Genomic DNA, 10,381 nt, shown 5'->3' on the forward strand with positions numbered 1-10,381 from the left:
CCCTGCCGCGATCAAAATCCCAAGCTGGTGGAAATGCACAATAAATTCAAAGCCAAAGGACTGGAAGTGGTATCTATCTCCATCGACGACGACCGCGAGAAATGGAAGCAAGCCGTGAAAGAAGACCAGCTTTCCTGGCTGCAGCTGATCGGCGACGCGGGCCGCAACAGCCAGATCATGAAAGATTACAAAGTGATCGGCATTCCTTTGGCCGTGCTGATCGATAAGAACGGCAACTTGCTGAAAATCGGTCTCCGTGGCGATAATATCGAAGCAGAACTCAATGCGTTGATCAAATAGGAAGATGAAAGTAATAATGAGCAATTGCCCTGCCGGACTCCGGCGGGGCTTTTTTATCTGCTGAAATGATGGTTCGCGAAGCGGATGAACTGCTGCCAGTCGAATTCCGTCATATCATGTTCCCCGGTGCGGTTGTGGTAGCCGAGGATGCCGTTTGTCAGCGTAACATCCGGAGCGGGCGGCGTTGCCGGAAGGGTGGATTTTTCTTTATAGAGCGCATACACCATTTCGGCGTTCTTCAGCGCGAGGAAAGTACCTGTCGGGTCGGCCCAGAGGTCCTTCGTGGCATTGGTGGCATACACCGGCCGCGGCGCGATGAGGGCGATGAGCATGTGCTGGTCTACCGGCAAATCGTTTTCTTTGTCGTTGTAATTTTTGTAGTTGTTGGAAAACCAGTGGGGGAAGACGGAATTGATCCGGCTGATGCGTTCCCCGAACTGCCGGCGCGCCAGTGCCGCCCCGGTGTTCCCTGAGCAGTTGGTGACGCAGATGGCGAAGCGTTCATCCTGCGCGGAAGCCCACAGCGATGTCTTCCCTCCACGCGAATGCCCCACCAGCACCACTTTCTTCGCATCCACCAAAGGTTCCTTTTCGAAATAATCCATCACCCGCGAAGCCCCCCAGGCCCAGGAACCAATGGCTTTCATCCCGTTCCCCATGCTGAGGTGCTCAGGATACATGCGCAGCACGCCTTCTGTATATTTTGCCTTATCGTCGGGCGCGAGGTCGCTCACGTGGAATGCCGCCACCGCGTAACCGCTGTCGATCACCAGCTCCGCCGGCCAGAAAGCGCTTTTCTCTTTGCGGTCGGGGTCCGTGTTCTTTTTCGGACGGTTGTTGATGAGCAGGAAAACAGGCGCCGGCGCAGCAGCGTTTTTGGGGACGAACATCGTCAGCCCGATGGCTACGGACTGCCCGCCGCGGAATACATGGATGCGGGTTTCTTTTAACACCGCCCTTCCACCCATGGCGCCGCCGTCTTCCCGGACGGGCTCGAAGCGGATACTGTCGAAGTCTTTCGGCATTTGTCCGTACACGTTATTCTCGAACAGCCGGAGGATCTCCATCCGCCGCGTCCCTTCCCACATCTTCACGTTCTTCACCGGCCTGAGGTTGACCGTAACCAGCGGATGAGGGAGCTTGTAGGCGGGTACGAGCGTCTCATTGTAATTCTGTCCGAAAGCGGCCGTACCGGCCAGCATGGCGATAAGTAAGGTCGTTGTCTTCATGGTGGAGCTTTGGTTTCCGGCATGCCGGGAAAAAAAGATACGCTATTTTTCAAGACATTTGCAATGAATCTGGCTTCACCCGCACATGGATATCGCCCGACGGCAAAACCCTCCGCAGAATAACCCTCCGCAAACAGGCCATTCCCCCCAGCAGGGAGGGATTTTTCCCCGATGCGCCCGAACATACGAACTACCGGTACAACGACTGCTAACGCATAATGGCCAGCAGGTATCCCGCATGCGCGACAAACAGGATGATGGCCGCCGCAGGCAGGAATTTGTTTTCCCGTGTGAGCCGAACCATCATCACGATACAAAAAGCGAAATAGTAAATGCTGGAATAAACGGCATAATAGAGGCCGGTCAGGTCGTAATAACCGCCGCCGGTGCCGTTGCTGCGTGGAATGTCCAGGAAGAGGAAGGCCGCCACGATCAGTGGCAGCAATAGCAGCAGTATTTTGAGGAATTTCATCAATCAGCGTTTTTTCGGCATCCGGTAATGAATATACGCAGTATTCACGGATTGCGGCTACAACTGGCTGATTGCGGTTGACGAATTATCCTTGCAAATGCTGGTGGATTTTATGCAACTGATGCGTGTGCCGCCGCGAATGTACCGTCATGAAAGTGAGCCATTCCTGGCCGGAAAGCGGGCCCCAGTCGGGCATGTCGAAATCTGTAAGCAGCAGGTCGAGGTCCTGTTCGGATGCGGCTTGCAAAACGCTTTCCCGGTTTTCCTCCAGCGACCGGATCAGCTGTTCGCGGTCTTTGGGATCATTATCGGGAATGATGAACTCCGGGGATTCCATTTTTATGTTGAAATCCAGGAAAAGCGAACGGATGTTTTCGTGGTGCGCATCCGGCTGACGGGTGGCGGTTTGGGTATTGCCACGAAGCAGTTCCGTGACGCCGGTTTCGGATTTCAGCAGATGTTGCCCCACCTGCCCGGGCGTCCAGCTGCCGGGGAAGGGTACCTGGTTCAGTTGTTCCTGCGAAAAAAGGCGCAGCGCTTCCGTAAGCTCGCGTGTGGACTTGCGGAGGTCTTCCATCAAAAAATCTGTAGTCATAACAGCGGATTTGTTGTAACGAAATTACACATACCCGCGCTGCCGCTTCCTGTGTGCACGCGACAATATAAGGGTGCATTTGTGACAAGGTTTTTTGGTATCATGGCCGCTTGTGGAAACTGAGCTTACCAGATTTTGCCCCTTATTTTCAGGATGACAATTACCGGTATCATCAACAGGCAAAGCACCATCATGACGAGGAGGAAGGGCCTTATCGACAAATGTTGCATGGCGGTTCACGTGCGGTTCCGTGCTGCGAAGCTGGTTTTCGTAGTAGATATTGATGGAATCGCCGGTTTGCAATGCATCCAGCCGTTCGGAAAAGCACAGGCCAACAGGGAAAGAGTATACCTGGAAATAACGGCAAAATTGGTTTTTGTTATAGGATTTAGATGCGCAAAGGGAAGATAATCCAAAATGGTAAATCAACTTGACTGAATTAAGACGTTTACAATCAATAAGATACAAACACTAGACAAAAACTTCCTAAAAAAGTTAGGAAGTATTGCATTCATTCTAAATTAATTATTATCTTGAGCTAGATTCTTTCCCTGCATGAAAAAAGACGAGCAATATAAACGTTTGATACTGAGGGAGATTTACTATGCGAATACGTTATCTGCAACGGAGTTGAGCGAACGCATCGGAAAGAGTTTGCCACTGACGATCCGGACGGTGAATCACCTGGTAAAAGAAAATATACTGGAGCCATCAGGCTACGCTCCCTCCAGCGGAGGACGGCGTCCCATCACATATACCATCAATAAAAAGGCATTATACATATTGTCGGTTTCCATGGACCAGCTGGTAACGCGCATCTCCATGATGGACCTTACCAACAGCCATGTAGGCGGAATCGTCAGGCATGAATTGCCGCTCAAGAACAATCCCGCCGCCCTCAAAACGCTGGCCGCCATTTTGGTCGACGCCATCGGGCAGTCGGGGGTCGCCCGTAGCCGGATCCTGGGTATCGGTATCGGGATGCCGGGATTTATCGACGGCATCCGTGGCGAGAACTACAGCTTCCCGATGCAGGATGGCACCGAGCAGCAGAGCATCGTGGAGTATTTGTCTGCCGCCGCCGGGTTGCCGGTGCATATCGATAACGATTCCAGTTTGATCGCGCTGGCGGAATACCGGTTCGGCAACGCCCGGAAAGCGGCCAACAGCATGGTGGTCAACATCGGATGGGGCGTTGGGTTGGGGATGATCCTCAACGGGTCCCTTTTCAGAGGCAACAACGGGTTTGCCGGGGAGTTCTCCCACATCCCGCTGTTCAATAATAACAAACTCTGCAGCTGCGGAAAGAGCGGTTGCCTCGAAACAGAAACTTCCCTGCTCGTGTTGATCGACAAAGCAGTGAAAGGCCTGGCAGACGGGAAGATCTCTTCCCTCCAGGATCATTTCCCGACTGGTGAGATCGAAAAAGATTGTGAGATCATTATGGACGCAGCGGCGCGGGGAGATAAATTCTGTATAGAACTGATCCGCGAAATCGGGTATCATATCGGGCGTGGCGTGGCCATCCTGATTCACCTGCTCAACCCGCGGTCCATCGTGCTCAGCGGCCGCGGCTCGCTGGCGGGCCGGCTCTGGCTCGCGCCCGTGCAGATGGCGCTCAACGAGCACTGCATCCCGCGGCTCGCCACGCAAACGGCGGTGGAAGTCTCGGAACTGGGTTACGACGCCGAACTGCTCGGCTCCGCAGCCCTCGTCATGGAGAACTACGCTACACCATAGAACCAACCTTCATTCTAATAGCAAATTGAAATACAGTGAACAAGGAAACCGGCCCTTTCTCAGGGTCGGTTTTTTTTATGTAAAAAACCCGGACTATCTTCGGCAGCCTGAAATTTTGTTATTTTTCCCCTATGAGGAAATGGTTATGGATACTGATGGCATGCTGCCTGGCGGCGCCTGCTTTGGCACAGTGGAATGCCGACAGCCTGGCTAACCGGCTGGCGGATAAATCGATGCCCGCCCCCGAACGCATCCGCACCCTCAACCAACTGGCCGCATATTATAATAAGGACTCCACCAATATGGCGCTGGTATGGGCCAACGAAGCCTACCTCCTCGCATTGAAAGAAGAAAACACCAGCCTGCAGGCTGCGTCGCTCCTGAACCTGTCGGAAGGGTATTTGTACAATGACCAGTACGACCAGGCCCTCAACTACGCCTACACGGCGCTCGACCTCGTTAAAACCGACAGCGCCCGCGCCCGCTGCTTCACGCACCTGGGCTGGATCTTCTACGATACCGAGAACGCTCATTTTTCCCAGCAATATCACCAGCAGGCATATGATATTTACCGCCGCCTCGGCGATCCCCGCAGGATCGCGCTGTCGCTGAACGCCCTCGGGCTGGTATACCTTCAGCAAGATGCGTTCGCCACCGCCCGTAAATATTTCGACAGCACCCTGCGGCTCTCCCGCGAAAAAGGGCTCGAAGGCATGGTGGCTACGGCGCTCAGCAACCGCGGCATCTGTGAAAACGAATTCGGCCGCTACCCCAAAGCCATCGCGGACTTCACCCAGGCGCTGGCCACCCTCCGGAAAACCGACGGGCTCTCCCATGCCGAAGTGCTCAACCAGATGGCCTATTCCCGCATCATGCTGAAAGAGTACCCCCAGGCCCGGGAGCTCCTGGCACAGGCCCGCAACCTCATCGAAGAAAGCAATTCCAATACCCGCAAAGAAAAACTACTCGATAACCTGACCAACTCCGTCCTCCTCTACCAACACCTCGGCGAATACAAAACCGCCTTCACCGAGCTCCAGGAGTACACCCGCGTCCGCAACGAAATCTTGTCCAAAAGCAAAAGCGAAGCCATCTCCGCCCTTAAGCTGAAACGCGAAGCCGAAGAAAACCAGGCCCGCATCATCACCCTGGTGGCCCAGAAAGAACTCCGCGCCTTCCAGCGGAATGCCCTTGCCGCCGGCGTCATCCTGCTGATTATCATCGGTTTGCTGTTCTATTCCAAAATGCGGCAGAAGCAGAAAAAGGAAAAGGAACTGGAAGAAGTCCGCCGGGCCCTCATCAAACAGGAGCTCGAAGGCGCCCTCCTGGAAAAGGAAGCCCTTAACAATAAACTCGAATTCCGCGATAACGACCTGAAAAACTACGCACTCTACATCTCCCAGCGCAACGATATGATCCGGCAGTTCATCGACGAGCTCATCGCCCTCGATATCCACTCCGACGCCAAAAAGGAAAATATCGCCCGGTTCAATAAAATGGTCAACAAGTTCCAGCACGATCTCGACATTAATAAAGACGCCCAGGACTTCAACCTGTCCGTCAACGAAATCCACAAAGATTTCTTCTTCAACCTGCTCCGCCAATTCCCCAATCTTACCGAAAACGAACGCCGCCTGTGCGCCCAAATCCGGCTCAACCTGTCCATAAAAGACATCGCTTCCCTCAATAATATCTCCGTCAAATCCGTCGAAATGGCCCGTTACCGCCTCCGGAAAGAGTTTAACCTGGAGCATAAAGACAGCCTGTCTGACTTTCTGAAGAATTTCTAACTGATTTATTGTCAATTGATTAACTCCCTTGTAGGGGTCTTGTAGAGGTGCCTGTAAGGCACGGATATAGGCTCCGTTTGCCGCTGCGCTGGTTTTTCCGGTCTACTTTACGAATGCATTCCCGGGAACTGTGATTTCACGTTCCGATCGCTGCTCAACCTATGCAAGTGTTTCCCGGGACGAGTCCATGTTATTCTTAAAAACTAAAAAACCAAAATGCGTATGTGGAAACTATTCCGAGGGAGCGGACTATTGCTGGTCCTTTTATTAACCGGATTTGCGGCGATGGCCCAATCCGGGAGGTCCCTCAAAGGTAAAATTACAGACGTGAAGGGGCAGCCCATCCCCGGGGCGAGCGTCTCGGTGAAGGGGACCTCACAGGGAACGGCCAGCAGCGCCGCCGGCGAATTCTCCCTCACGGTGCCCGCCGATGCCGTGCTGGTGATCTCCGCCATCGGGTTCGCTTCGCAGGAAGTGTCCGTAGCCGGGAAAAATGAAATCAACGTATCGCTTGAGGAAAGCACCAAAGGCCTCGACGAAGTGGTGGTGGTAGGGTATGGCACCCAAAAGAAGGGCGATGTGACCGCGGCCATCTCCACCGTCAACACCAAAAACCTCGAAAAACAACCTGCCGGCAATATCGGCACCATGCTCCAGGGCCAGGCTGCCGGTGTGATCGTGAGCTCCGGAACCGGGAACCCTGCAGCCAGCCCCAAAGTAATGGTGCGCGGGCTCAACAGCATCAACAACGATAACCCTCTGTACGTGGTGGACGGTATCCCGCAAACGTTTATTTACGACGTCAACCCGAACGATATCGAGTCGATTTCCGTGCTCAAGGATGCATCCGCGGCAACCATTTACGGCGCCCGTGCCGCGGGAGGTGTGATCATCATCACCACTAAAAAAGGGAAAAGCGGGGAGCCGAGAATCAATTTCAACTCTTACATTTCCCAGCACAAACTCAACAACAATATCGATCTGCTGGGTAAAACCGCGATGAACAAAGTGGTGAAAGAAGCTTACGCCAACGACGGAACCACCGCAGCGCCGCCGATTTATGTGCAGGATGACAATAAGTACGGCAATTCAGACTGGGTGAATGCCTATACCAAGAAAGGTGTTGAGCAAAAGCATGACCTCGACGTTTCCGGCGCATCCGAAAAGTTGTCGTACCGCTTTTCGCTCGGCCACTGGGAGCATTCGGGTAACGTAATCAACTCCGGTTCCAAGCGCGATAACCTCCGCCTCAACACCGAGATCCGTTTGCTGAAAGACCGCCTGAAAATCAGTCCCATTCTTTCCTACACCCGTTTCAATAACAAGGATTTCGGGGATGCAACGGGCGACGGCGATGCGGGTTTCTCCGCCATCATGGACATTTACAGCACGCTGCCGCACAAGCGCATATATGATCCGGCTTCCCCCAACGGCTACGCCAAACCGGAAGCGGAACTGCTTTCCGGTAACCCGGTGGGCCAGCGGATGCTGACGACCAGCCGCACGGCCGACGATTACCTGCAATTCAACGTTGCGGCGGATCTGAAGCTCTGGAAGGGGTTCTCATATAATTTCAGCGCGGGCCGCAACATTTCGAATACCTTCAGCTATTCGCAGACGCCGGCTTACGACTTCGGCGCGCTGGCGCGGGTGGAAGACCCGAGCCGTTCCGAGATCCGTGGCCGGACCGAGTACCAGGTGTTCACCCACCTGCTGAACTACGACCAGACTTTCGGTAAGCACAACCTGAAGGCCATGTATGGTTTCTCGCGCGAGAAATCCGTTTCCCAGGGCACCACCGCAGGCGGCAACCACTTGTCCAGCCCGCTGATCGAAGCGCTGTCGGGGTTAATTATTGAAGGCCCCAACGATTATATCCGCGGCAACGGCTGGAATTCTTCCAGCTCACTGCAATCTTACTTTGGCCGTGTTTCCTATAACTACGACGACCGTTATTACCTCCAGGGGAGCCTCCGCCGCGATGGGTCGTCCAGGTTTGGCCCGCTGAACCGTTATGGTACTTTTTATTCGGTGTCCGGCGGCTGGAACCTGCACAGGGAAAGCTTTTTCAACATTCCCTGGATTTCCGAGCTGAAGCCCCGCATCAGCTACGGTATTGTGGGTAACCAAAACATTCCCAACTTCCAGTACCTCGCGAAAATCTATATCGCCAACTCCAGCGAATTCCTGAACTATCCGTTCGGCAACGCGCTGGCGCAGAAAGTATATGTAGGGGCGACGGCAGCTTCTCTGGCTAATGCCAACATCAAATGGGAGCAAACGGCCACGCTGAACGCTGGTTTGAGTTTTAGCTTCCTGAAAGGCGCCATCAGTGGTAGCGTTGATTATTTCCGCAGCCGCACTTCCGACATGCTGGCCGAAACGCCTATCCCCGCATCTTCCGGCATCACCACCATGCCACGCACCAATATCGCGGACATGGAAAACAAGGGCTGGGAACTGACGGCCACCTACCGCAATCCCGGGCAGAAAGGTTTTGTATGGGATGTGACGCTGAACTTATCGCATAGCAATAACAAAATCGTTCGCCTTGGTTACGATGAGGGCATGATCATCGACGGTTTCGTGGATTACTCGAACCGCGCGAGCACGATCACCCGCAAGGGCGAATCGCTGGCTTCGTTCTACCTGTTTAAAGCGAACGGAATTTTCCGCTCGGCCGAAGAGGTGAATGCGCACGTTAACAAAGAAGGCGATAAGCTCCAGCCGCAGGCTGTTCCCGGTGACCTTCGCTTTGAAGACACCAATGGCGACGGCATCCTGAACGATGATGACAAGGTAATCATGGGCACGGGGCTTCCGAAACTGGACTACGGTTTGACTTTTAACGCCAGCTGGAAGAATTTCGATGTGATGGTTTTCCTGAATGGCAAGCAGGGGCAGAAGATGTACAATGGTGCCAGGATGTTCCTGTACCGCTTCTACCGCTCGGCCGACCTGGTGAATGCCTGGACGCCTTCGAACCCGGGTTCCGACATCTACCGCCTGTCTAACGAAGACAAGAACGAGAACCTCCGCGTATCCGATTACTTCCTGGAAGACGCATCGTTCCTCCGCCTGCGCAACCTGCAGCTGGGCTACACCCTTCCGCAGGAACTGACTAAAAAAGCACTCATCAACCGGCTACGCATTTATGCCGGCGCTTACAACCTGCTGACGTTTACGAAGTACACCGGTTTCGATCCTGATCTATCCAACACCGGGATCTTCAGCCGCGGGGTAGACCGTGGATATTATCCCATGAGCCGCTCTTTCGTGGCAGGTATTAACGTAGGCTTCTAACTGAATCAAAAAAGAACATCATGAAACTGAAAATAGCCGCCATCGCCCTCCTTTCCGCCACGCTTTTCTCTGCGTGCTCAGACAAGTTCCTGGAACTGGACGATAAGGAAAACCTCACGGAGAACACGTTCTGGGTCACCAGGCAACACGCGCTCCAGGGCATTACCGCCACTTACGCGGCATTGCAGGCCTACGACGGTTCCAAATGGACCTGGTTCGAATCCGTGTACACCACGCTTAATTATAAAGGAGACGATATCGACAACAATAAGAACGAACCTTACGGCAAGAACCTCGCCGCGTTCCTGAACAGCTCGGATGACGCAGGGGCCTGGAGCCTCTGGGCTACGTGCTACACCGGCATTGCCCGCGCCAACCAGGTGATTGACCAGGTGCCGGGAATTACCGTGATGCCGGAACAGGAGCGGAACGAGATCGTAGGGGAAGCGAAATTCCTGCGGGCTTACAATAACTTCCTGCTCGTGAATGGTTTCGAGCATGTGCCGCTGGTGATGGTGTTCGAGAAGGACATTACCAAACTCCAGGCGCCGCAGGCTGCTGCGGCAGCTGTTTGGGCGCAGATCGAAAAAGACCTCACCGAAGCGGAAGCCGCATTGCCGGATGATTATCCCCCTGCATACGTGGGCCGCGTTACAAAAAATGCCGCCAAAGCCATGCTGGGAAAAGTGTACCTCTTTCAGGAGAAATGGCCGCAGGCGGAAGCCAAGTTCCGGGAGATCTACGGAAAGTATTCCCTCAACGACAATTACGTGGATAACTTCAACGGCACCAGGGAAAATGGTCCCGAGTCGATTTTTGAAATCCAATGGAGCAGCGACCGTACCGTATCCGACGAGCGCCATCCCTTCAACTTCGAAGTGCGCCCGGGCGTGCTGGATGGCTGGGAGCTCATGTACCCTTCCGACTGGCTGATCCAGACGCTGAAGAACGA

The 10,381-nt window shown here is 54.0% G+C and carries 8 protein-coding genes; 5 read left to right on the plus strand and 3 right to left on the minus strand.

All coding sequences use genetic code 11. From position 1 onward, the window contains the following. A partial coding sequence (locus Q0510_RS13945; RefSeq protein WP_298712832.1) for a peroxiredoxin occupies nt 1-300 on the plus strand: 300 nt, incomplete at its 5' end. Nucleotides 301-353: 53 nt separating this feature from the next. Here the strand turns inward: Q0510_RS13945 and Q0510_RS13950 are convergent. The 3 genes from Q0510_RS13950 to Q0510_RS13960 all read right to left on the minus strand — a co-directional run bounded on the left by Q0510_RS13950 (nt 354) and on the right by Q0510_RS13960 (nt 2,596). Beyond that, nucleotides 354-1,529, minus strand: a complete 1,176-nt coding sequence (locus Q0510_RS13950; RefSeq protein ID WP_298712836.1) for a S9 family peptidase — start codon at nt 1,527-1,529, stop codon at nt 354-356. Nucleotides 1,530-1,737: 208 nt separating this feature from the next. Then, nucleotides 1,738-2,001, minus strand: a complete 264-nt coding sequence (locus Q0510_RS13955; RefSeq protein WP_298712839.1) for a hypothetical protein — start codon at nt 1,999-2,001, stop codon at nt 1,738-1,740. 85 nt (nt 2,002-2,086) lie between these two features. After that, complete coding sequence (locus Q0510_RS13960; RefSeq protein ID WP_298712842.1) at nt 2,087-2,596, minus strand: DinB family protein; 510 nt, start codon at nt 2,594-2,596, stop codon at nt 2,087-2,089. A 555-nt stretch (nt 2,597-3,151) separates the two neighbouring features. On the opposite strand from Q0510_RS13960, the gene Q0510_RS13965 reads away from it, so the two are divergent. The 4 genes from Q0510_RS13965 to Q0510_RS13980 form a co-directional block, all read left to right on the plus strand. Continuing rightward, nucleotides 3,152-4,336 carry an ROK family transcriptional regulator gene (locus Q0510_RS13965; protein ID WP_298712844.1) on the plus strand — a complete coding sequence of 395 codons (1,185 nt, stop codon included), beginning with the start codon at nt 3,152-3,154 and terminating at the stop codon, nt 4,334-4,336. Between the two features lie 131 nt (nt 4,337-4,467). Continuing rightward, a complete protein-coding gene (locus tag Q0510_RS13970; RefSeq protein ID WP_298712847.1) occupies nt 4,468-6,126 on the plus strand; it encodes a tetratricopeptide repeat protein in 1,659 nt (552 codons plus the stop codon). 222 nt (nt 6,127-6,348) lie between these two features. After that, nucleotides 6,349-9,429 (plus strand): TonB-dependent receptor, encoded by a 3,081-nt coding sequence (locus Q0510_RS13975; RefSeq protein WP_298712850.1) that lies wholly within the window; start codon nt 6,349-6,351, stop codon nt 9,427-9,429. A 20-nt stretch (nt 9,430-9,449) separates the two neighbouring features. After that, nucleotides 9,450-10,381: RagB/SusD family nutrient uptake outer membrane protein (locus Q0510_RS13980; protein WP_298712853.1), on the plus strand; the 932-nt coding region annotated here is incomplete at its 3' end.

The organism is uncultured Chitinophaga sp. (assembly GCF_937874145.1).
Classification (GTDB): Bacteria; Bacteroidota; Bacteroidia; order Chitinophagales; family Chitinophagaceae; genus Chitinophaga.